Raw genomic sequence first — 21804 nt, 5'->3', positions numbered from 1 at the left:
AATCCTCTTATACGATAGAATGGGAAGCAAATTTCAAAGATTCAGTTCGGTGTTGCAATACACGCACCATCTGAGCTACCTCTTGTTCGACGGTTTTATCTATCCTTTGCATCACTGTAAGCATTTGTTCGCGCGTTTTTGATAAATTACTCATATCCTGCTGAAGAATTTCCATATTTGCGAAATCCTCAGAGGCATATACATTCATGGCTGATGTTGCTATTGAACATACTGATGCGCTGATTTGTTCAAGTCCTTTGGCTATTTTTGCGAATAATAATATCAACTCTGCTGATTCTGTTATTTTACTGCCTACAGCATCTAATGCGGACATGACTTTTTTTGAAACAGATTTAATGATGGTTTCTACTGTGGATTTTATACTCTTTGTTACTTCTTTTGTTATTTCTTCGGTGGCAGTCTTTGTTAGCGCCTTTACGAGTTCACTTATTGCGACAGAACAAATTATCGCTGCACCAATCATTAGCGTTACCATAACAATAGACGCGGCTGCAGTTGAGTATATATCTTGTACCAAATCAATAGTCGTTTGTTTGACACCCAAAACATCCAGAAGAGCGCAGATTGCTAGCAGCGTGGGATCATATTTTGAAATAATACCCGCAAGGCCTTCAGTAAGTTTTCCTAAAATCCATCCGGTAGCCGTGGTGCCCAGCGCGATTTGACAGGTGATATCAATACCTAATACCACTGCCCCCGCTATTCCTCCAATAAGTGCCACGGCTCCAGCTAAGCTTGCACCAGCACTTGGAATAGAAGCGACAATACCAACAACAATTAAGACTGCGCTTACGGCAAAGGTAACTACAGTTACACACTCATTAACTATTTTTAAAACTTTAGTCGTGGTAGTATATTTATGTGCTGTTTCATTGAGTTTATTTTCCCTGACATGGTTAATCTCTTTCATTACCTCAGATTGATTTTTAATAGATTCGCAATTGGTGTCCCCAATAACTTCCATTACTGAGGTAATCAATAGAATAAATGTGGCTGTCGCGTTTCTGTTTTTCTGGTTTTCCTGTGTCAGGCAAATATTGGTGGTGAAGTTATTAATCTGTTCTTGCTGTTGAATTTCGTCAAAAACTTCCATACTTTGGCCGATCGCAGCATCAGCATCCATAATGGCTGTATTTAATGATTTCTCAGCTAACGATTTTTTTTGTAACGACAGCGTGAGTGTTTTTTCAGCCGCGTTTTTTTGCGTCAGTACTTTATTGTATTGTGGATCGTCTGGTTGCAGTTGCGACAACTCTTGATCCAATGTGTTGACTTTTTTTTCCAGCGATTGCACTCTTTTATCGACTGCATTGTAATTATTGTTGGCCTGATGCAGATTATCGTTGGCTTTTTGCGCTGAATCTAATGACGAGGTGTAGGCGTCGCTTAATTCACGAAACTTATTATGTACCATTTCGTGTCGAAGCAGGGTGTTGTCCAGGTTATTATGCAAGCGTGTAGTAATATCCTGATCGGCAATGCCTGATAAATTACCCAAAATCATCGTCAGGCGGGCATCGTTCGTCTTTGCTGCAGTGGCGTTATCAGAATCGGAAACCTGCATTGCAGGTATAGCAAGCATAGGTTTGTTTTCAAGACGAGGGCGAATATCGTTATCAAGGGATTTCGGGTTTTTATTAAGCCGCATGGGATCAACTTGCGTTTTGCTGCTGTCCTGCAGTCTTTTTTCCTCATCGCTATATTGTGTACGCAATGTTTCGCTGATTTGTTCAAACGTGATCGTCTGTCCCGTAATCGGTGCCGACATAATTCACCTCCTTTTTAAGCTATCATCTGGCTTAATTAACTGTTTATTATTTAACTCATGGTAGATGTTTATTTCCATCTAAAATGGCATCAACGGGAAAATAAGCAATGTGTTTATTGTTATTCTTCTCATTTATTTTATTGGTATGGTTGTTTTTTAAATCAATTGTTGCTTCCTCTTTATATTTCTTGGTTGCTTCTTCAGGCGTAAAAGAAGATTTTTTTACGTTTATGTTCATTTTGCCGACTCACTCTGTTTGAACTTCCTCTTCGGAATTGGCTGTCAAGAGTTCAAGATAAGCATTAGCCATCTCTTTAACTTTTTCATTTTGACTGTAGGTTACGACTGTATTAAATAACTCCGTGGCCATTTTAATGTTTTTTAAGCCCATCTGGCATTGGCCCATATAATAAACCAAAGAGAAATCGTTATCGGGAGATAGCATCAAACAGATATGATACATGTCGAATGCCTTTTGATAATCTTTCTTCAACTGACAGACGGCGGCATATCCCTTTAAATAATTATAATTTTGGAAATCATAAATACAGAGAAATTTAAAAAAGAGTTCAGCTTCGTCAAGTCTTCCTTTTTCATAAAAGTTATAAGCGTAAGCATAAACGCCTTCAAGGGTATCCGGGGTTATGCCATGCAGTTCTGCAAGCGTTGCTCCCATACCTAGTGCACGTTCGAACTTACTGGCAATTTCTTTATTTTCTTCTAAATCCAGATTTGCGCTTTCCATCTCTACTCTCTCCTTTCGAACATTCTTTGTTCAGACTTCACCATTTTTTAGAGGGTGGTGATATCAAAATTCGCTCATTTTTATGCCCATCCGTTGGACTTCCTTTTCTGCATTAAAAACAAGTATTGTTTCAATGAGATAAGATTTTCTATGTGATGAAATGAAAATAATGTAGAGGGAATTTTATCCACAATCCTGATGAACGGGTTCAATTCTGATTGGAATTTGAAAAAGCAGGTGATTTACTGATGTGCGAGCGTACGTCAGTGGCTGCTGGCCTGAGCGCGGAGGTGTGCGAAATTCACATATCCGGGCATTCCACCTTACCCAGCGCTTCCCAGTAGTTATTCTGATTATTACGCTCCATCGCCACAATAGCTTCGCGGATATGTTGTTTGTTACTCTCATCAGACAACATTAATTTTTCCCACGCTTCGTCTGATAATGACGCCTGTGGCGTGCAAATTTTACGTAAATCTTGCAATACCGTGGTCTTTTCTTTTGCCGACTGTAGAGAACTGAATGGCGACTCGGCCTGAGAAATGGCTGGGAAAGTCAGGAATACGGTAATCATGAGTAGCATCGTTGGCTTCATAGCTGCAACCTTCTGCAAATGTGCATCGAATGAAGCATAAGTGTAGTTTGCTTTTGCCGCTCTCATCATGCTGTACGAAAGGTGTTTGCGTGGTCAGTAAGAAGTGCCAGTTTTATATACCTTTTTCTTCTATTCGATAGCTTTTCGTTTTTTAAATCGTAGTGATCTTGCCATTATAGTCAGTTAACGATTAAAAAAAGGATAAAAAATGAAACTGACAACACATCATCTACGGGCGGGGGCCGCATTATTACTGGCAGGAATTCTGCTGGCAGGTTGCGACCAGAGCAGCAGCGATGAAAAGCACATTAAAGTGGGCGTTATTAATGGCGCAGAACAAGATGTCGCGGAAGTCGCTAAAAAGGTGGCAAAAGAGAAATATGGCCTCGATGTTGAACTGGTAGGATTTAGCGGTTCGTTGCTACCGAACGATGCGACAAATCATGACGAGCTTGATGCGAACGTCTTCCAGCATCGACCCTTTCTTGAACAAGATAATCAGGCGCATGGTTATAAACTGGTAGCGGTGGGAAATACATTTGTCTTCCCCATGGTGGGTTATTCCAAAAAAATCAAAACCGTGGCGCAAATAAAAGAAGGCGCGACAGTGGCGATCCCCAACGACCCGACCAACCTTGGTCGCGCGCTTTTACTGTTGCAAAAAGAGAAGCTAATTACTCTGAAAGAGGGAAAAGGGTTACTACCTACCGCGCTGGATATAACCGAGAATCCTCGTCATTTGCAGATTATAGAACTCGAGGGGGCGCAGCTCCCGCGCGTACTGGATGATCCCAAAGTTGATGTGGCGATTATCAGCACCACTTACATTCAGCAGACAGGGCTTTCTCCGGTGCACGACAGCGTATTTATTGAAGATAAGAATTCGCCGTATGTGAATATTCTGGTGGCACGGGAAGATAATAAGAATGCAGAAAACGTGAAGGAATTTCTGCAATCTTATCAATCGCCCGAAGTCGCTAAAGCGGCAGAAACCATCTTTAACGGTGGCGCGGTGCCTGGCTGGTAATTCTCACTCATGCCGCGCCGGACGATTTATTTTTCTGGCGCGGCGACGGGAATCCATTGAAATCAAAATCACCGATGACAGAATCAGCAGTGTGCCCAGCCAGTCCGGCAATGTGAACGTGATCCCCAGCAACAGCAAAGAGAGCAGCGCGCTACTTAATGGTTCTGCACAGCTCAAAATGCTGGCTTTTGGCCCGCCAATGAGCTGTGCGCCTTTCAGATATAGACTAAAGGTTAGCGAAGTTCCGATTACCACCAGATAGAAAAACGCCAGAATCAGGCTGCCATTAACCACGAAGTTTGTTCCTTGCCCGGCATAGAAGGGCAGCATGATTAGACCACCGATCAGCATACTCCAGCCGACGACCGGTAACGTGCCATAGCGGGCAATCAGCGTTGAGGGATAGGTGGTATAGAATGCAGCAGCAAATGCCGAGGCAATGCCCCAGAATAACGCGGCCGGAGAGATCGATAATGACGTCGGATTACCGTGTGTCACCAATAAAAAAGTCCCGATCAACGATGTCAAAATAGCGCAAAAAACCAGAATGCCCGGGCGGGATTTACGCACCAGTGAGAACCAGGCGACGATAATCGTCGGTGAGAGGAATTGCAGCACCGTTGCCGTGGCAGCATTCGATTTTTCAATGGTTAGCAAAAAAGTGAGCTGTACGGTTAGCGCGCCAACCACGGAAAAAATCAGCAGACTAATGGCATCTTTGTGATTGTTAATAATAGAAAAGATTTTATCGCCATGCACAAATGACAGCGTCAGCAGAATCAAACCGGCGAATATCAAACGCGTCATAGTCAAAAACTGCGACGACATCTGGCTTTGCTCCATGATGTATTGCGCGCAGACCCCTGAACTTCCCCACAACACGGCGGCAATCAGAACGTTCAGCATCCCCTTTCTGGTGGAACCCATTTTTCCCTCTGCATACTGTTTTGTCGTTTATGTATGCAGGCATGATAGCAAAAATGGCGAGGATGGCTCTGTTTGCGCCACGCCGATTTTTCTTAGCTCAGACTGGTGAGCTAAATATCTTTAATAAACAGCAGGCAAATCATCGCAATACCCAACATCCCTATCGCCAGCCAGAACAACGCGTGGTAGCTCCAGATTTCAACCATAATTCCGTCAACAGAGCCGGCGATAATCCAGCCGACGCGTGAGGTATTTGCATATAACGTTGTCGCAGAGCCTATTTTTTCAGGCATCAGATCCTGAAAATAAAGCATGCCGATACCACAGAGAATACCAAGGAAAATGGCATTTAGAATTTGCAATTCCAGCTCAACTGCCGGAGTCGTCGCCATGAGTACGCTGGCGTAAAAACACATACCACTCACGATAGCAATGAGCATTAATAGTCGCTTGCCAATACGTTTCATGTAATAGCCTGCGATTAACATCATCGGAATTTCCAGACCGGCAGCAATACCAATCATTTCTCCAGCCAGTTTATCGGTTAGATGCAGTTCATCAATAATAAATAGCGGCATATTTATCATGTAGAGATTATTCGCCGCCCACATCATTGAACAGACTACAAAAAGTAGCCGTGTATCCCGCTTTCTATGGATGGAGGGTAAAATTTCTACGGGTTGGGTAACGACAGGAATATTTCTTTGTATTGATGGCAAAAACAACCAGACTATTAAACCGCAAATAACAAATGCGATGGCAGCGGTGAGATACATCACTTTAAAACTAAATCCCATTGCCAGCTCATAAGCGAGCGGTGGCCCGATAACCCAGGCAAGCGAGATCTGAGCACGTAAAAATGTACTGAACATGACCGTCTCACGGCCTGTTCTGTCGGCGTGTTCACGGGCGAGGGCGAACATTTGCGGGTTTGCAGTGGAAGCAAAACTACTCAGAAGTACGCCCGTAGAGAGGAGAATGAAGTAGTTGCGATTCCACGCAAAAAGAGTGCAGGCCAACACTCCAAATAAGCAACATAGCAGGATCAGTAATTTACGGTCGCCTTGTTTATCGGAGTGCCTTGCCAGAAATTGACTGACCAGAATTCCCATAATAGCGCTACCGGTGAAGAAAAAACCTACCATTATAGGACGGGCTTTCAGTTCATCTGCGAGGAATATACTTAGGGTGGGAGTCTGGAGAGCGCCCGCAATACCAGTCAGAAAGGCGACAAGTAAAAATGCCGCGGCAGTGAGATCAAGTATTTTTGATGGAGTGGTAGCCGTTTTTTGCATTCTTCTGAATCACCGGGCGACAAAATATAACTGAGTTACAAATAAGTACCAGTCGAATGAGTATTATATTAAGAATTTTTGAGTATCGCTGATACAACCAGAAAGCAATGCTAGCGCAATATTATAGGGCCAGCAATTGAGATTATTAGCAAAAGCATGTTAAGAATTAATCACCGAATTTATATATTAATTATAGTAAGGCAATGAGCTATTTTTGATAGTAAAAATAAAACAAGTTTATTTGATATATTAAATGAAAAAATTAATCTTGATGGCAGTCTGATTATTGGTGAAGTTTATAGGTCAGTTTTTTTCGCCAGCGGTTAAAGGAATAGAATCGTCGTATAAAAAAAGGTGTTTTGGGGCGTGTAAAACAACATCTTCACCTTAATGGCGATACAGTTGGTTGAGAGTCAGCAGGGGGGCAAATCACCTGCAAATAAACACGGCGCATGCTGGCGCGAATATCGCGGATGCGTTCGAGGACAGAAGAACCGACAGGCGGATTCTTCAGTCGCTCTTCGTCCATCACAAAACCTTTGATCAGGTATTCCTGAAGCCGATTAAATATTGAGCAGTAGAAAATATCTGGATTGACTGTATTACAAGGGGTTGGAGAACGTCAGTAGAGGCAAATTGGCGGAAGATCACAGGAGTCGAACCTGCCCGGGACCGCTGGCGGCCCCAACTGGATTTGAAGTCCAGCCGCCTCACCGGAGACGACGATCTTCCGCGCCTCGATTGCTACATGGAGGCGGGGCGCATTATAGCTACTTCCTTGAGTTTCTACATCCCCCAGATCAGTTTTTTCCGCCTAATACATGCAGCGTATTATCACGAAAGCATTATATTTCATATAAAACCCATATTTTACAATGATATATGAGCGTAATTTACGCTACCACGATCACATAAAACAAGAATCATAAATTAATAACCAGATATCGGAATATTCGCTCTCACAGGGATGGTTTACAAAATGCGTTATCGGTCTCAGCACCCCTATAGCATCAAGGAAAAGCAGATGAAGAGTGAAGTGTTGTCCGTTAAAGAGAAAATTGGTTATGGCATGGGAGACGCCGCCAGCCACATTATTTTCGATAACGTAATGTTATATATGATGTTCTTTTATACCGATATTTTTGGCATTCCTGCCGGATTTGTCGGAACCATGTTTTTGGTCGCTCGTGCACTGGATGCGATTTCCGATCCTTGCATGGGGTTGTTGGCCGATCGAACGCGCTCTCGCTGGGGTAAATTTCGTCCATGGGTACTGTTTGGCGCACTGCCATTCGGGATCGTCTGTGTACTGGCCTATAGCACGCCAGATCTCAGTATGAACGGAAAAATGATTTATGCAGCAATTACTTACACCCTACTTACCTTACTTTATACCGTCGTCAATATCCCTTACTGCGCATTGGGTGGTGTAATCACCAATGACCCGACTCAGCGTATCTCGCTGCAATCCTGGCGTTTTGTGCTGGCGACCGCGGGAGGCATGCTCTCTACTGTGCTGATGATGCCGCTGGTTAATTTAATTGGTGGTGATAATAAACCACTCGGTTTCCAGGGCGGTATCGCGGTCCTTTCCGTGGTGGCATTTATGATGCTGGCATTTTGTTTCTTCACCACTAAAGAACGCGTTGAAGCACCACCTACAACGACGTCTATGCGGGAAGATTTACGTGATATCTGGCAAAACGACCAGTGGCGTATTGTCGGTTTCCTGACCATTTTCAATATTCTGGCGGTGTGCGTACGCGGCGGGGCGATGATGTATTACGTCACATGGATTTTGGGTACGCCGGAAGTGTTTGTCGCTTTTCTTACCACTTATTGCGTGGGTAACCTGATTGGTTCCGCACTGGCGAAACCGCTGACCGACTGGAAATGTAAAGTCACTATCTTCTGGTGGACGAACGCCCTGCTGGCAGTGATTAGCCTGGCGATGTTCTTTGTTCCTATGCAGGCCAGCATCACCATGTTTGTCTTCATCTTCGTGATTGGTGTGTTGCATCAACTGGTGACACCTATCCAGTGGGTAATGATGTCCGATACCGTCGACTACGGCGAGTGGTGCAATGGTAAACGCCTTACCGGGATCAGTTTTGCTGGCACGTTGTTTGTGCTCAAACTGGGGTTGGCCTTCGGCGGCGCTCTTATCGGCTGGATGCTGGCTTATGGCGGATATGATGCGGCAGAAAAAGCGCAGAACAGCGCCACGATTAGCATCATTATCGCGCTATTCACGATTGTTCCGGCGATCTGTTACTTGCTGAGCGCGATTATCGCTAAACGCTACTACTCACTCACGACGCACAATCTGAAAACCGTTATGGAACAGCTGGCCCAGGGCAAACGCCGTTGCCAGCAACAATTCACCTCTCAAGAAGTGCAGAACTAAGGAACGGCAATGAAAATTAGCGACGGAAACTGGTTGATTCAACCTGGCCTCAATTTGATTCACCCGCTTCAGGTGTTCGAGGTTGAACAGCAGGGTAATGAAATGGTGGTCTATGCTGCCCCCCGTGATGTGCGTGAACGTACCTGGCAGCTTGATACGCCTTTATTTACGCTGCGCTTTTTCTCCCCACAGGAAGGTATTGTCGGTGTACGGATTGAGCATTTTCAGGTGGCGCTGAATAACGGTCCTCATTACCCGCTCAATATTTTGCAGGACGTGAAGGTCACAATCGAAAACACAGAACGTTACGCTGAGTTTAAAAGTGGCAACTTAAGTGCGCGTGTCAGCAAAGGTGAGTTCTGGTCACTGGATTTTCTGCGCAACGGCGAACGTATTACCGGTAGTCAGGTGAAAAATAATGGCTACGTGCAGGACACGAATAATCAACGAAATTATATGTTTGAGCGGCTGGATCTTGGCGTTGGCGAAACAGTTTACGGTCTGGGAGAGCGCTTTACTGCCCTGGTGCGCAATGGCCAGACGGTAGAGACCTGGAACCGGGACGGCGGCACAAGTACTGAACAGGCGTATAAAAATATCCCGTTCTATATGACTAACCGTGGTTATGGTGTACTGGTCAATCATCCCCAATGCGTCTCTTTTGAAGTGGGATCGGAGAAAGTCTCCAAAGTGCAGTTCAGCGTTGAGAGTGAATATCTCGAATACTTTGTTATCGACGGCCCGACGCCGAAAGCGGTACTTGATCGTTATACCCGTTTTACTGGTCGTCCGGCGCTGCCGCCCGCGTGGTCCTTCGGCCTGTGGCTAACCACTTCATTTACCACCAACTACGACGAAGCGACGGTAAACAGCTTTATCGATGGTATGGCGGAACGCAATCTGCCGCTGCATGTTTTCCACTTTGACTGTTTCTGGATGAAAGCCTTCCAGTGGTGCGATTTTGAGTGGGACCCGCTGACTTTCCCGGACCCGGAAGGGATGATCCGCCGCCTGAAAGCGAAAGGGCTAAAAATCTGCGTCTGGATTAACCCCTATATCGGGCAAAAATCCCCTGTCTTTAAAGAGTTACAAGAGAAAGGTTATTTACTCAAACGCCCGGACGGTTCGCTGTGGCAGTGGGATAAATGGCAGCCAGGTCTGGCGATTTATGACTTTACCAATCCGGATGCCTGCAAATGGTACGCCGACAAACTGAAAGGTCTGGTCGCGATGGGCGTTGATTGCTTTAAGACCGACTTTGGCGAACGTATTCCAACCGATGTTCAGTGGTTTGACGGTTCCGATCCGCAGAAAATGCATAACCATTATGCGTACATCTACAACGAACTGGTGTGGAACGTGCTCAAGGAAACCGTTGGCGAGGAAGAAGCCGTCTTGTTTGCCCGCTCGGCCTCCGTCGGTGCGCAGAAATTCCCGGTACATTGGGGTGGCGACTGTTACGCTAACTACGAATCAATGGCGGAAAGCCTGCGCGGTGGTTTGTCTATTGGCCTTTCAGGTTTTGGTTTCTGGAGCCACGATATCGGCGGTTTTGAGAATACCGCTCCGGCGCACGTTTACAAACGCTGGTGCGCGTTTGGTTTGCTCTCCAGCCATAGCCGTTTACACGGCAGCAAATCTTATCGTGTGCCGTGGGCCTATGATGATGAGTCCTGTGATGTGGTGCGCTTCTTCACGCAACTGAAATGCCGCATGATGCCGTATCTGTATCGTGAGGCTGCTCGTGCGAACGCGCGGGGTACGCCGATGATGCGGGCCATGATGATGGAGTTTCCGGACGATCCGGCTTGTGATTACCTTGACCGTCAATACATGTTAGGCGACAACGTGATGGTTGCTCCGGTGTTCACTGAATCGGGCGATGTGCAGTTCTACTTGCCGGAAGGTCGCTGGACACACCTGTGGCACAACGATGAACTCGATGGTAGTCGCTGGCATAAACAGCAGCACGGCTTCCTGAGTCTGCCCGTTTATGTGCGTGATAACACCCTACTGGCGCTGGGCAACAACGAGCAACGTCCCGATTACGCGTGGCACGAAGGCACGGCATTCCAGCTCTTTAATCTGCAAGACGGGCATGAAGCCATCTGTGAAGTGCCCGCTGCCGATGGTTCCGTTCTTTTCACCCTGAAAGCGGCGCGTACTGGCAACACAATTACTGTGAATGGTGCGGGCGTGGCGAAGAACTGGACGCTGTGCTTGCGCAATGTTGTGAAAGTAAATGGTCTGCAAGGCGGTTCGCAGGCTGAAAGTGAGCAGGGGCTGGTGGTGACGCCTCAAGGGAATGCGCTGACAATTACGTTGTAATCTATTGAAGAATGCCGGATACGAATGGTTTTGTGTCGTATCCGGTAAATAATCTCACATCTGGTAATAAATATTTCTTCCATCGTATTTGCGAGCATGATCACGATTATTCATCGCGAAAATGTGATCTGTGCTGAAAAATATCCCTTAACCGCCTTGCTTTGTTTTATCACTGTCCGGATTACGGACAGATTTTAGTATTGTTGTGAAATTATTCTGCTTTATATTTACCCTCAGAGATGGCAACTGAAGCTCTTCCTCATGGGGCTTCTTAATCTGTGATAAGGGTAAAAAATGCAAATGATTACCTCGCGACAAAACAGATTATTACGATTCCTTCTACCACGAAGGGAATATACGACTATTGTTACGATTGCCGGCTATTTAAATGTTTCGGAAAAAACCATTCAACGTGATTTACGTTTACTTGAGCAATGGCTGGGGCAATGGAGAATAAATGTTGAGAAGCGTGCTGGCGCGGGTGTGATGTTAAGCGCGGAGAATATTGCTGATTTGCTGCATCTTGATCATTTGTTGGTGGCAGAATGTGAAGAGATTGATGGTGTAATGAATAATGCCAGGCGCGTTAAAATAGCGTCGCAGTTATTAAGTGAAACACCGAATGAAACGTCGATCAGTAAATTGTCAGAACGCTACTTTATCAGCGGAGCCTCTATTGTTAATGACCTGAGAGTAATTGAGTCCTGGCTTGCGCCGTTGGGGTTATCGTTGATCCGCAGCCCAAGTGGTACGCATATTGAAGGTAGTGAAGGGCAAGTCCGACAGGCAATGGCATTACTGATTAACGGCATTATTAACCATAATGAGCCGCAAGGTGTCGTGTATTCACGTCTGGATCCCGGAAGCTATAAAGCATTAGTCCATTATTTTGGAGATGAAGAAGTGTTATTTGTCCAGTCATTGTTACTGGATATGGAAAATGAATTAAGTTGGTCTTTGGGAGAACCTTATTACGTTAACATTTTTACTCACATCCTTATTATGATGTATCGCAACACGCACGGGAATGCGTTATCAAGAGAAGAAGATCAAACCAGGCAATATGATGAAAATATCTTTAATGTTGCCAGTCAGATGATTCATAAGATAGAACAACGAATTGCACATACATTGCCCGATGATGAAGTCTGGTTTATTTATCAATATATCATTTCATCAGGTGTGGCGATTGATGGACAAAAAGATGTTAGCATTATTTCACATATGCAGGCCAGCAATGAAGCGCGTCTGATTACCTGGCGTTTAATTACGGTATTCAGTGACATCGTGGACTGCGATTTTAGTGAAGACAGCGCATTATATGATGGCTTGTTGGTTCATATTAAGCCGCTGATTAACCGTTTAAATTATCGCATTCATATCCGTAATCCATTGCTGGAAGATATTAAAGCAGAATTAGCGGATGTCTGGCGGTTGACGCAATATGTGGTGAATCAGGTATTTAAAACCTGGGGTGAGAATGCAGTGAGCGAGGATGAAGTGGGTTACCTGACCGTTCATTTTCAGGCTGCGATGGAGCGGCAAATTGCCCGTAAACGTGTATTACTGGTCTGTTCAACCGGAATCGGAACTTCGCATCTACTGAAAAGCCGTATTCTGCGAGCATTTCCTGAATGGACGATTGTTGATGTTATTTCAGCAGCGAATTTATCACAGGTTTTGCCTGACAATATCGAACTGATTATTTCGACCATTAATTTGCCTACAGTCACTATGCCGGTCGCTTATGTTACCGCTTTTTTTAATGATGCCGATATTAAGCGGGTCACTGAAATGGTGATTACGGAAAAATTACATCATGCGACGTCTCGGGTCGTTGAAATTTAATGTCAGAATTTTATGAGGTATGACGAATGGACATAACAAAAATCCTGAATACGAATCGCGTTATTTTAGATATGCAAGCGACGAATAAAGCGGAGGCGATTGAAGAATTAACTAATCTTCTCAAAAAAGATGGTGCGATCGATTGTCGGGAAACCTTTATTAAAGATGTCTGGCAGCGCGAAGCGGAAGGCTCGACTGGTTTTGAAAATCATATTGCGATCCCGCATGGTAAATCTTCAGCTGTGATTAATACTACGCTGGCAATTGGCCGTACCCGGCAGGATATTCCCTGGGAAACGCTGGATGGCAGTAGCGTGCGCTGTATTATTTTATTTGCGGTACGTCTTGAAGATCAAAATACCACCCATATCCGTTTACTTTCCCAGGTCGCGGGCGCGCTGGCGGATGATGATATCATAGAACAATTGTTAGTTGAGACGAATCCGCAAAAAATCATTGATCTCTTTAGTCAGTATGCACAATCCGATGTCTGCTAAATAACAGGGAGTATGTCATGAATATTGTCTGTGTTGCCGCCTGTACGGCGGGTATTGCTCATACCTATATTGCTCGTGAAAAGTTAATCAAAGGAGCAAAAGCTCTGGGCCATACCATTAAAGTTGAAACCCAGGGAACCATTGGTACAGAAAATGAATTACAGGCGGCAGATATCTCTGCTGCTGACGTCGTGATTCTTGCTGTAGATGTGAAAATAAAAGGAGAAGAACGCTTCACCAATAAACGTATTGTGCGAGTAAAGACAGAGATCGTCATTAAATCGCCCGTTCAATTTCTTGAAAAGGTCGAAAAATCACTGGGAAACAAATGATCCTTATACTGGAGGGATCTTAATATGAAAGACAATAAAATTCCGGTTTCACAGGAAATTAAAAAACATTTATTAACCGGCATCTCGTGGATGATACCCCTTATTGTGGCCGCCGGGATATGTATTGCGTTGGGGCAAGTTCTTGGCGGTACAGATGTTGGTGAAAAAACAGGAACAATCCCGTGGATGCTTAATCAGATTGGCGGCTGGGGAATGGGGCTGATTGTGCCGCTGATTAGCGCGGCAATTGCCTATTCTATTGCCGATCGTCCCGGATTTGCCCCGGGCCTGATTGTCGGCTTTCTCTGCGGGCAAATCCATACCGGATTTATTGGCGGTATGTTGGGTGGTTTCCTGGTGGGCTACACCATTTTGCTACTTAAACGCTATATCCGCCTGCCGCAGTCGATGCAAGGACTCATGCCAATCATGGTGTTGCCGGTATTAAGCACCATTATCGGTGGGCTGTTAATGATGACGCTGATTGGTAAACCCATCGCCTGGTTACAAGAAGCACTGATTCATTTGCTCGAGTCGATGCAGGGCGGATCGCGCTTCCTGATGGGGGCCATACTTGGCGCGATGGCAACCTTCGATTTCGGTGGTCCGGTAAATAAAACAATGTCGTTGTTTTCCGATGGCTTGCTGGTCAGCGGCGTCTACGGGCCAGAAGCCGTGAAATTTGTCGGCTCAATCATCCCTCCGTTTGGCATCACACTTTCGTTCTTACTGACACGCCATAAATACACCCGTGCGGAGCGCGAGGCGCTGAAAGCCGCGTTTCCGATGGGGATCTGCATGATCACTGAAGGAGTCATTCCGATCGCCGCGCGTGACTTGCTGCGAGTAGTGGGATCTTGTGTGGTGGCCTCGGCGGTCGCGGGCGGCTTGATCATGGTGTGGGGCGTGGAGAGTCCGGTTCCGCATGGCGGCCTGTTTGTTGTGCCTCTGTTCACCCATCCTCTGCTGTTTTGCCTGGCGCTGGGTATAGGCACGGTGATTTGTGGCGTGATGCTTTCACTCTGGAAGAAACTGGTAACGGAACGCGACGAAGAGTTTGACGAACTGAGCGATCAAAAGCTGAAAGATGAAGAGATCACTTTCACCCTCGAATAACCGGAGGCCCTATGTTTGCCGATATGAAAAGTATGGTGATGAAAGCCTGGCATGAACATTACGCCTTGCTGGCGATCAACTGTATGAATCTGGAAAGTGCTCACGCAGCTATCCGCGTGGCGGAGAAGAATCGCGCTCCGATCATTCTCAATCTCTATCAGGGGCATCTGGCGCATTTTCCTGCACCCGTCGCGGCGGCAGTGGTTAAAACGCTCGCGGAATCTGCCTCAGTACCGGTCGCTCTGGCGCTTGATCATGGCAAAAATCCGGACTGTATTCGTCAGGCGTTTCGTGCTGGTTTCAGCGGATTAATGATTGATGCTTCTGCTTTTCCCCTGGAGGAAAACGTGCGCCAGACCAGGGCGGTGGTGGAACTCGCCGCCAGCGCGCAGCTTTGCGTGGAAGGCGAACTGGGCCATCTGGCAGATGCGCCGCGTTACGACCAGGCCACCAATGCCGACCTGATGACGCAACCCACTGATGTGGAACCGTTTATCGCGCAGACAGGCATTGATCTACTGGCCGTCTCGGTAGGCACGGCGCACGGCATGTACGCGCCTGGTGTTGTACCTGCTATTGATTTTCAGCGTCTGGCGGAGATTTTCCACTGCTCGAGCGTGCCTCTGGCATTACATGGCGGTAGCGGTACGCCGTTCGATCAGCTCCAGCTCTGTACGACGCTGGGGGTAGCAAAAATCAACGTGGGGGCGGCCATTTTTGAACGGGGGAAATCCGCGCTCCTGCATACCCTCTGTCACGATATATCCATTGAACTGGTGGACGCGCTGAAAGCTATGGAACTGGCCTTCGAAGAAGCGATTACACCGTATTTACAGGCGAGCGGCTCTATCGGCAAAGCCTGATTCATTTTCTGTCATGGCCTTTATGCCAGTGCAATAACGCACCAGCAGGGCGGACTACACGCTGAAACTGGAGATTTAACATGTTAGTTTCGATGAAAGAATTACTGCAACCTACCCGCCAGCACGGCTTTGCCATTGGCGCATTTAATGTGGCGGATAACTGTTTCCTTCGCGCAGTCGTGGATGAAGCAGAAGCGACAAATACTCCGGCGATTATTGCCATCCATCCCAGCGAACATGATTTTGTGGGCGATGCTTTTTTCGCTCACATTCGCGAAATTACCCAGCGTAGTCCGGTCCCGTTTGTACTGCACCTCGATCATGGTGCCTCTGTAGAGCATGTTTTGCGTGCGATTCGCTGCGGATTTACCTCAGTAATGATCGACGGTTCGCTGCTGCCGTATGAAGAAAACGTGGCGCTGACCGCAGAAGTGGTTCGCCTCGCTCACGCGGTTGGCGTGTCGGTTGAGGGTGAACTGGGAACCATCGGACAAACAGGAACGTCGGTAGAAGGTGGTGTTTCACAAGTGACCTACACAGATCCGGCGCAGGCCGCCGATTTTATTGCTCGTACAGGTGCCGACACACTGGCTGTGGCGATTGGTACAGCGCATGGCATCTATCCAAAAGGGATGCAACCGAAGCTGCAAATGGACATTTTGCGCGACATTGCCGGACGTATTGATATTCCGCTGGTGCTACACGGTGGTTCGGCAAACCCGGACGCGGAGATTGCTGAATCAGTTACGCTCGGCGTCGGCAAAATCAATATCTCCAGCGATATGAAATACGCCTATTTCCAGAAAGTGCGTGAAATTCTCGCTAAAGAGAGCTGGTGGGACCCGAACGTCATCTATCCGGATGCGATTAACGCGGCGCGGGAAGTCATTCGCCACAAAATGAAACTGTTCGGTTCGCTCGGTAAAGCATCACTGTACTAACCCAGAAGGGCGGGGTGACCCGCCTTTTACGCAACAAGGAACGAGATATGCACTATCTGGGGTTGGATATTGGTGGGACCAAAATCGCCGCCGTCGTCATGGATGCGCATGGCTGGGAGATTCGCCGTTACCGCTGCCCGACGCAAAAGTCGACATATCAACAATTTGTCTCATGCGTTGTGGCGCTTATCGAGCAGATTAGGCGGGACGTTCAACGACCGATGCTGACAGGGATCGCCTTACCCGGCAGTATCTCGCCACTCACTGGCCTGATTAAAAATGCGAATATTCAGGTGATTAACGGTCATGCGTTACAGGCTGATTTGCAGCAATTGCTTGGGCAACCGGTGGTGATAGCCAATGATGGTAACTGTTTCGCGCTATCAGAAGCTTGCGACGGTGCCGGGCAAGATTATGACGTGGTATTTGGTATTACGCTTGGCACGGGCTGCGGCGGTGGCATTGCCATCAAGCAACGACCGTTTATAGGGGCCTGGGGAAATGCTGCCGAATGCGGTCATATCACGTTGCCAGGCTATACGGAGCAGGAAGATGGTCCATCAGTCAGTTGCTATTGCGGCAAACACAACTGCGTGGAGTCGTTTGTTTCCGGCAGCGGTTTTAGTGAACGCTATCAACAGATGACTGGTAACTTGCTCACTCCTGCGGCGATTGTCACCCTGGCACAACGTGGTGATGCTTGTGCCATGCAGCAGGTGGCACGTTTTCGCCAACAGCTTGCCCGCACGCTGGCAACCATCGTTAACGTTGTTGACCCTGGCGTGATTGTGATCGGCGGCGGGCTTTCGAATGTGGAACTGCTTATCACCGATCTGAACGCAGAAGTCGCTCCACTGGTTTTCACCGATCAATTCACCACTCCCATTGTAAAAGCACAGCACGGCGACAGTAGCGGAATGCGTGGCGCTGCCTGGCTTGCTATGCGCAACGGAGAAGCCAATGAAACGCTCACAAATTAATTATGTTATTGATAAAGCACATGCCATTGCGCAGACCTTCCGCGTTTGTTTGCCAGAGTTCGCCTATTTTACGGTGGATGACTGGCTGCAGCGGGAACGGGATAACTGGCAAGAAGTAGTCGACTTACAGCTCGGTTGGGATATCACCGATTTTGGTCGTGGTGATTTCAACCAAACGGGACTAACACTGCTAACGATGCGCAACGGCGCGCTGGGGTCGGCGGCATATCCAAAACCGTATGCTGAGAAAATGTTGCAGATCCAACAAGATCAGCAGACTCCCTGGTATTTTCACACCCACAAAATGGAAGATATCCTCAATCGGGGCGGTGGAGACTTATGCATGCAGTTGGCCTGGGCCAACGAAGCCAATCTCTGTGATGATCAACGAGTCATTACCGTGAATGTTGATGGTCAGCGGCGTACCATGAAACCTGGTGAAACGCTGGTGCTAAAGCCGGGGCAGGGCATTTGCCTGCCGCCGCGTCTCTATCATCGCTTCTGGGCGGAAAAAGCGTTTGTTCTCGGCTGGGAAATTTCGATGGTAAATGATGACCAACACGATAATTATTTTCTTGAGCCGGGAGGACGTTTTCCGGCGATAGAAGAAGATGAACCGGTGAAATGGTTATTGTGCAGTGAGTATGGAATTTTGCGCTAATAACGGGGAACGCTAGCGCTGATATCCGCTAGCGTCCTAATTTTTACTGCACCGGCTCCGTCGACGTAACTTCACCACTGGAAACTACGCCCGCATTCATGGTTTGAGTCACTTGCTGCTTTGCGGCATTCACGGCATGCAATTGCCCGCTAACCGTAGGTTTCAGCGGGACATTGACCTGAATATCGCCACTGGCGGTAAGCTGAATATTGCCGTCGCCAGTCAACGGTAGTTCAGGCCATCCCCACTGTTGCAAAATATTCACCGGCACGCCGCGTCCATTCAGGCTGATATGGGTCTGACGTTGTGGCGTTTGTGAAACACTGGCGGTGGCTTCCAGAATGCCTTTTTCAGTAAATGCACTCAGTTCGCTGATATTCACCGTGCTGCTGTTGGCAGTTAGCGCCAGCGACGGACGACGGACATCAACACGATTAAACGTTGCGGCGGCGGCATTCAGATTCGCCGAGCCACTCCAGACGCCCCATTTATGATCGGTAACCAGCGTCAGATTGGCACCGTAACCATCGAGCGCGGTGAGCTGCCACGGGAAGTCAGGGTCGATATCAATGATCAGATTGCGGCTGGCGCTAAATCTCTTCAGTTGCAGGCTGTTTAACCAACCGGGTGTCGTTTCCATCCACAACTGTTGCCAGTTTTTTGGCAAGGTATATTCCAGTCCGGCAATTGCCGCATCATCAAGGATCAACATTTTCCCGTCACGCAACCAGTTCCCTGACGTTCTGACCATGCCCCCTTCCCAGCGGCTGGTGAACTGGCGCAGTGCTACGCCCTGCGGGGAAAATTCCGCGTTTATAATCGGGTCAAATAAATGCAGCGAACCATAAATGAACTCGCTGGCGTTCATCGACAGTTTGCCTTCCTGTGTCTGCCAGTCATCTTTACTGAAGGTCATGTTGCGCAAGCTGAGATCGAGGTCGGTCACCGCCCAGTCCGGACCTTGCAGACGAGCGTCAATGACTTCCAGGCGACCAATCTGCAACGACGGGACAGAGCGTAATGGCGCAAAGAAGTCGGTTAGCGATTTTTCGCTTTGTAGACGGATATCCGCCAGCCGCAGATTTTCCACTTGCCAGCTGCCGTCGGCGTTACGCTGCGCGTTTCCGGTTAATGTCCCGCGGGCGATGTCGGCACCCAGGTTAGTCAGCGTAACGCGATCGTTATCAATACTGCCTTCAATCAGTACATTGGTGGCAGGAACATCATTGAGCGAAAGCGATCCGGCACTAAACTGAATCTGCGCCTTCGTACCCAGCACTTTACCGGCTTCTGGTGACCACGGAACCACGCCACCATTTACCCGCTGCGCGCTCAGTTTCCATTCGCTATTCGGGCTATTAAACGCCATATCACGCAGTTGCAGACGATCGGCTTTGAACGGTAGCGGCGCGGTCTGGTCGGTGAGATTCAGCGTCCCGTTTTCCAGTAGGATGGTATCGACATGGCGTGGTTCGGTCAGTTGGCGACTGCTTAGCGCAATGTCGACACTTTTTGCCACCAGGGTCGCGGGCTGACCATCACGACCAAACGTGACGTTCTCCAGCACGATATGAGATGGCGCGGAAAAACGGTGATCCATCGCCCCGAAGGCCAGATGATAGTCGCTATTTTCGGAAACCCATGCGCTGATATGTTCTGCTCCCCAGCGGGTTTGCAGAAGAAAATAGAGGCCAGCGATCACCACTAACAGAGCGATGAGAATGTAGAGAAGCAGCTTCCCAATAAATTTCATGGTCTTCCATCCCGTGAAATGCACATAAGGGAGTTATGCACGATTTACGCGCAATCCTCAAGGCGGGAATGGTGAAAGAGGTGAGACTGCGGCGGTAATTATCTTACCGCCGTCAGTGAATTACTGTTTTTCTGGTGGGAAAATCAGATTCAGCACGATGGCAGTAATACCGCCCGCGGCGATCCCAGAAGAGAGCAGGTTTTTCAGCCATTCAGGAGCAAACTGCAAAATCAGCGGCTGCTGAGAAACGCCCAGACCGACCGCCAGCGACAGCGCGATAATCAGAATCGCCCGACGGTTCAGTGGCTCACGAGACACAATGCGCACACCGGAGGCGGCGATGGTGCCAAACATCACAAGCGTAGCGCCACCCAGAACCGGTTCTGGAATGTGTTGTACAAAACCGCTCACTGCCGGGAACAGACCCAGCACGATCAACATCAGCGCGACGACAAAACCGACATAGCGGCTGGCAACACCGGTCAACTGGATCACACCGTTGTTCTGCCCGAAGCAGGAGTTCGGGAAAGTGTTAAACACCGCCGAAACAAACGAGTTCAGACCGTTTGCCAGCACGCCGCCTTTCAGACGTTTCATGTATAGCGGACCGGATACAGGCTGTTCGGAAACGTCAGACGTCGCCGTGATATCGCCAATAGTTTCCAGCGAAGTGATCATAAAGACCAGCATCAGCGGCAGCAGCAGGCTCCATTCAATGCCAAGACCGTAGTAGAGCGGGGTTGGCACCATAATCAGTTCTTGCGTCATCGGTTCGTTGCTTTCTGGCAACATGCCCATAAACCACGCCAGCGCATATCCTGCCGCCATCGCAATCACCAGTGAAGCCACGCGCAAATATGGGTTACGCTGACGGTTAAGCAGGATAATTAAGGCCAAGACCACGCCTGCCAGCAACAGATTTTTCGGTGCGCCGAAGGTGTTATCGCTCATGGCTGCGTAACCGCCGCCAATGGATGTTAGCCCAACCTGAATTAGCGACAGGCCGATAATCATCACCACAACGCCAGAAACCAGCGGCGTAATAATGCGGCGCGCCAGATGCAGAACGCGGGAGATCACCATCTCGGTGCAACTTGCCAGCATCAACGTGCCGAACAAAGCCGCCATCATGGTAGGAACATCAGCACCACCGGTCTTCAGCGCTGTGCCGCCCATAATCAGCGGGGCAACAAAGTTGAAGCTGGTGCCCTGAATAGACAACAGCCCGGAGCCAACCGGCCCCCAGGCCTTAATTTGAATAATCGACGCCACACCGGAGGCAAACAGCGACATACTAATAATGTGTTGTGTGTCTTGTGCCGGTAACCCCAACGCCTGGCAGATTAATAGCGCTGGCGTGATCACCGCAACGAACATCGCCAGTAGATGCTGGCAGGCGGCAAACAGAGTTTGAGGAAGCGGCGGACGATCTTCAAGACGGTAAATCAGTTCGCTGTTTTGAGTCTGCGCAACCGGTTGCGCATTTTCTGACTCGAGGGTGGAAACAGACATCGAAAACAATCCCGTGGTAGCAAAGCGGGCATTTTAGCTGAGCAAAAGAGAAAAGCAAACGTTTGCTACACCTTCTTCTAAATATTTAAATGAGATAAATGCACTTTTTTATATAACTTTTGGTATTTTTCTGCTTAAAATCCATGCCATTTGTTCATTAACAGCTGAGAATTTGACCCAGGAAAGCA

General features: G+C 47.8%; 19 protein-coding genes, 1 tRNA gene and 1 pseudogene. 11 read left to right on the top strand and 10 right to left on the bottom strand.

Annotated elements, in window-relative coordinates:
* Window positions 1-7 precede the first annotated feature (7 nt).
* The 4 genes from HEN33_RS14880 to yicS form a co-directional block, all read right to left on the bottom strand.
* Window positions 8-1789, bottom strand: a complete 1782-nt coding sequence (locus HEN33_RS14880; protein WP_176263698.1) for a type III cell invasion protein SipB — start codon at window positions 1787-1789, stop codon at window positions 8-10.
* Between the two features lie 55 nt (window positions 1790-1844).
* On the bottom strand, window positions 1845-2027 hold the full coding sequence (locus tag HEN33_RS14875; protein ID WP_176263697.1) for a hypothetical protein: 183 nt from the start codon (window positions 2025-2027) through the stop codon (window positions 1845-1847).
* A 9-nt stretch (window positions 2028-2036) separates the two neighbouring features.
* Window positions 2037-2534, bottom strand: a complete 498-nt coding sequence (locus HEN33_RS14870; RefSeq protein WP_000443167.1) for a SycD/LcrH family type III secretion system chaperone — start codon at window positions 2532-2534, stop codon at window positions 2037-2039.
* Window positions 2535-2835: 301 nt separating this feature from the next.
* Entirely contained in the window at window positions 2836-3129 is a 294-nt protein-coding gene (gene yicS, locus HEN33_RS14865) for a protein YicS (RefSeq protein WP_001306625.1), read from the bottom strand.
* A 208-nt stretch (window positions 3130-3337) separates the two neighbouring features.
* Between yicS and nlpA the strand changes: the two genes are divergently transcribed.
* Complete coding sequence (nlpA, locus tag HEN33_RS14860) at window positions 3338-4156, top strand: lipoprotein NlpA (protein ID WP_176263696.1); 819 nt, start codon at window positions 3338-3340, stop codon at window positions 4154-4156.
* A 3-nt stretch (window positions 4157-4159) separates the two neighbouring features.
* Here nlpA and HEN33_RS14855 read toward each other — a convergent pair whose 3' ends face one another.
* The 4 genes and pseudogenes from HEN33_RS14855 to HEN33_RS14840 form a co-directional block, all read right to left on the bottom strand.
* The gene (locus HEN33_RS14855; protein ID WP_176263695.1) at window positions 4160-5083 is read right to left on the bottom strand and encodes a carboxylate/amino acid/amine transporter; all 924 of its coding nucleotides are present in this window, start codon (window positions 5081-5083) and stop codon (window positions 4160-4162) included.
* 110 nt (window positions 5084-5193) lie between these two features.
* The gene (locus tag HEN33_RS14850) at window positions 5194-6378 is read right to left on the bottom strand and encodes a sugar efflux transporter (RefSeq protein WP_001172857.1); all 1185 of its coding nucleotides are present in this window, start codon (window positions 6376-6378) and stop codon (window positions 5194-5196) included.
* 397 nt (window positions 6379-6775) lie between these two features.
* Window positions 6776-6937 (bottom strand): annotated as a pseudogene (gene rhuM / locus HEN33_RS14845) (RhuM family protein); the annotation flags it as partial.
* Between the two features lie 78 nt (window positions 6938-7015).
* A tRNA-Sec gene (locus HEN33_RS14840) sits at window positions 7016-7110 on the bottom strand.
* A 292-nt stretch (window positions 7111-7402) separates the two neighbouring features.
* On the opposite strand from HEN33_RS14840, the gene HEN33_RS14835 reads away from it, so the two are divergent.
* The 10 genes from HEN33_RS14835 to HEN33_RS14790 all read left to right on the top strand — a co-directional run bounded on the left by HEN33_RS14835 (window position 7403) and on the right by HEN33_RS14790 (window position 18351).
* A complete protein-coding gene (locus HEN33_RS14835) occupies window positions 7403-8785 on the top strand; it encodes a glycoside-pentoside-hexuronide family transporter (RefSeq protein ID WP_000834430.1) in 1383 nt (460 codons plus the stop codon).
* 9 nt (window positions 8786-8794) lie between these two features.
* Window positions 8795-11113, top strand: coding sequence for an alpha-xylosidase (gene yicI / locus HEN33_RS14830; protein ID WP_176263570.1), 2319 nt, complete (start codon window positions 8795-8797; stop codon window positions 11111-11113).
* Window positions 11114-11407: 294 nt separating this feature from the next.
* Window positions 11408-12961 (top strand): BglG family transcription antiterminator, encoded by a 1554-nt coding sequence (locus HEN33_RS14825; protein ID WP_176263569.1) that lies wholly within the window; start codon window positions 11408-11410, stop codon window positions 12959-12961.
* 26 nt (window positions 12962-12987) lie between these two features.
* Window positions 12988-13458 carry a PTS sugar transporter subunit IIA gene (locus HEN33_RS14820; protein ID WP_176263568.1) on the top strand — a complete coding sequence of 157 codons (471 nt, stop codon included), beginning with the start codon at window positions 12988-12990 and terminating at the stop codon, window positions 13456-13458.
* A gap of 17 nt (window positions 13459-13475) precedes the next feature.
* Complete coding sequence (locus HEN33_RS14815; RefSeq protein ID WP_001028073.1) at window positions 13476-13790, top strand: PTS fructose transporter subunit IIB; 315 nt, start codon at window positions 13476-13478, stop codon at window positions 13788-13790.
* Between the two features lie 24 nt (window positions 13791-13814).
* A complete protein-coding gene (locus HEN33_RS14810; RefSeq protein WP_176263567.1) occupies window positions 13815-14906 on the top strand; it encodes a PTS fructose transporter subunit IIC in 1092 nt (363 codons plus the stop codon).
* An 11-nt stretch (window positions 14907-14917) separates the two neighbouring features.
* The gene (locus tag HEN33_RS14805; RefSeq protein ID WP_039021751.1) at window positions 14918-15769 is read left to right on the top strand and encodes a class II fructose-bisphosphate aldolase; all 852 of its coding nucleotides are present in this window, start codon (window positions 14918-14920) and stop codon (window positions 15767-15769) included.
* 80 nt (window positions 15770-15849) lie between these two features.
* Window positions 15850-16710: a ketose-bisphosphate aldolase gene (locus HEN33_RS14800; RefSeq protein WP_032185490.1), complete on the top strand. Its 861-nt coding sequence runs from the start codon at window positions 15850-15852 to the stop codon at window positions 16708-16710.
* Between the two features lie 47 nt (window positions 16711-16757).
* The gene (locus HEN33_RS14795) at window positions 16758-17690 is read left to right on the top strand and encodes an ROK family protein (protein WP_032185489.1); all 933 of its coding nucleotides are present in this window, start codon (window positions 16758-16760) and stop codon (window positions 17688-17690) included.
* A complete protein-coding gene (locus HEN33_RS14790; protein ID WP_176263566.1) occupies window positions 17671-18351 on the top strand; it encodes a D-lyxose/D-mannose family sugar isomerase in 681 nt (226 codons plus the stop codon). Before HEN33_RS14795 ends, HEN33_RS14790 begins: the two co-directional genes overlap by 20 nt.
* A gap of 43 nt (window positions 18352-18394) precedes the next feature.
* Here the strand turns inward: HEN33_RS14790 and HEN33_RS14785 are convergent, their stop codons facing one another.
* Together HEN33_RS14785 and xanP are read right to left on the bottom strand one after the other, a co-directional pair.
* Window positions 18395-20104, bottom strand: coding sequence for an AsmA family protein (locus tag HEN33_RS14785; protein ID WP_176263565.1), 1710 nt, complete (start codon window positions 20102-20104; stop codon window positions 18395-18397).
* A 120-nt stretch (window positions 20105-20224) separates the two neighbouring features.
* Window positions 20225-21616, bottom strand: coding sequence for a xanthine/proton symporter XanP (gene xanP / locus HEN33_RS14780; RefSeq protein ID WP_001295238.1), 1392 nt, complete (start codon window positions 21614-21616; stop codon window positions 20225-20227).
* Window positions 21617-21804 lie beyond the last annotated feature (188 nt).

It is taken from the genome of Escherichia sp. 94.0001 (assembly GCF_013369155.2).
Classification (GTDB): Bacteria; Pseudomonadota; Gammaproteobacteria; order Enterobacterales; family Enterobacteriaceae; genus Escherichia; species Escherichia coli_F.
The sequence above is the reverse complement of the archived record's forward strand: the minus strand, read 5'-3'. Positions and strand labels throughout refer to the sequence as shown.

What these genes read in the sequence shown, in the direction of transcription:
- HEN33_RS14880 (WP_176263698.1), bottom strand. Translation starts at nt 1,789, where the DNA reads ATGTCGGCACCGATTACGGGACAGACGATCACGTTTGAACAAATCAGC.
- HEN33_RS14875 (WP_176263697.1), bottom strand. Translation starts at nt 2,027, where the DNA reads ATGAACATAAACGTAAAAAAATCTTCTTTTACGCCTGAAGAAGCAACC.
- HEN33_RS14870 (WP_000443167.1), bottom strand. Translation starts at nt 2,534, where the DNA reads ATGGAAAGCGCAAATCTGGATTTAGAAGAAAATAAAGAAATTGCCAGT.
- yicS (WP_001306625.1), bottom strand. Translation starts at nt 3,129, where the DNA reads ATGAAGCCAACGATGCTACTCATGATTACCGTATTCCTGACTTTCCCA.
- nlpA (WP_176263696.1), top strand. Translation starts at nt 3,338, where the DNA reads ATGAAACTGACAACACATCATCTACGGGCGGGGGCCGCATTATTACTG.
- HEN33_RS14855 (WP_176263695.1), bottom strand. Translation starts at nt 5,083, where the DNA reads ATGGGTTCCACCAGAAAGGGGATGCTGAACGTTCTGATTGCCGCCGTG.
- HEN33_RS14850 (WP_001172857.1), bottom strand. Translation starts at nt 6,378, where the DNA reads ATGCAAAAAACGGCTACCACTCCATCAAAAATACTTGATCTCACTGCC.
- HEN33_RS14835 (WP_000834430.1), top strand. Translation starts at nt 7,403, where the DNA reads ATGAAGAGTGAAGTGTTGTCCGTTAAAGAGAAAATTGGTTATGGCATG.
- yicI (WP_176263570.1), top strand. Translation starts at nt 8,795, where the DNA reads ATGAAAATTAGCGACGGAAACTGGTTGATTCAACCTGGCCTCAATTTG.
- HEN33_RS14825 (WP_176263569.1), top strand. Translation starts at nt 11,408, where the DNA reads ATGCAAATGATTACCTCGCGACAAAACAGATTATTACGATTCCTTCTA.
- HEN33_RS14820 (WP_176263568.1), top strand. Translation starts at nt 12,988, where the DNA reads ATGGACATAACAAAAATCCTGAATACGAATCGCGTTATTTTAGATATG.
- HEN33_RS14815 (WP_001028073.1), top strand. Translation starts at nt 13,476, where the DNA reads ATGAATATTGTCTGTGTTGCCGCCTGTACGGCGGGTATTGCTCATACC.
- HEN33_RS14810 (WP_176263567.1), top strand. Translation starts at nt 13,815, where the DNA reads ATGAAAGACAATAAAATTCCGGTTTCACAGGAAATTAAAAAACATTTA.
- HEN33_RS14805 (WP_039021751.1), top strand. Translation starts at nt 14,918, where the DNA reads ATGTTTGCCGATATGAAAAGTATGGTGATGAAAGCCTGGCATGAACAT.
- HEN33_RS14800 (WP_032185490.1), top strand. Translation starts at nt 15,850, where the DNA reads ATGTTAGTTTCGATGAAAGAATTACTGCAACCTACCCGCCAGCACGGC.
- HEN33_RS14795 (WP_032185489.1), top strand. Translation starts at nt 16,758, where the DNA reads ATGCACTATCTGGGGTTGGATATTGGTGGGACCAAAATCGCCGCCGTC.
- HEN33_RS14790 (WP_176263566.1), top strand. Translation starts at nt 17,671, where the DNA reads ATGAAACGCTCACAAATTAATTATGTTATTGATAAAGCACATGCCATT.
- HEN33_RS14785 (WP_176263565.1), bottom strand. Translation starts at nt 20,104, where the DNA reads ATGAAATTTATTGGGAAGCTGCTTCTCTACATTCTCATCGCTCTGTTA.
- xanP (WP_001295238.1), bottom strand. Translation starts at nt 21,616, where the DNA reads ATGTCTGTTTCCACCCTCGAGTCAGAAAATGCGCAACCGGTTGCGCAG.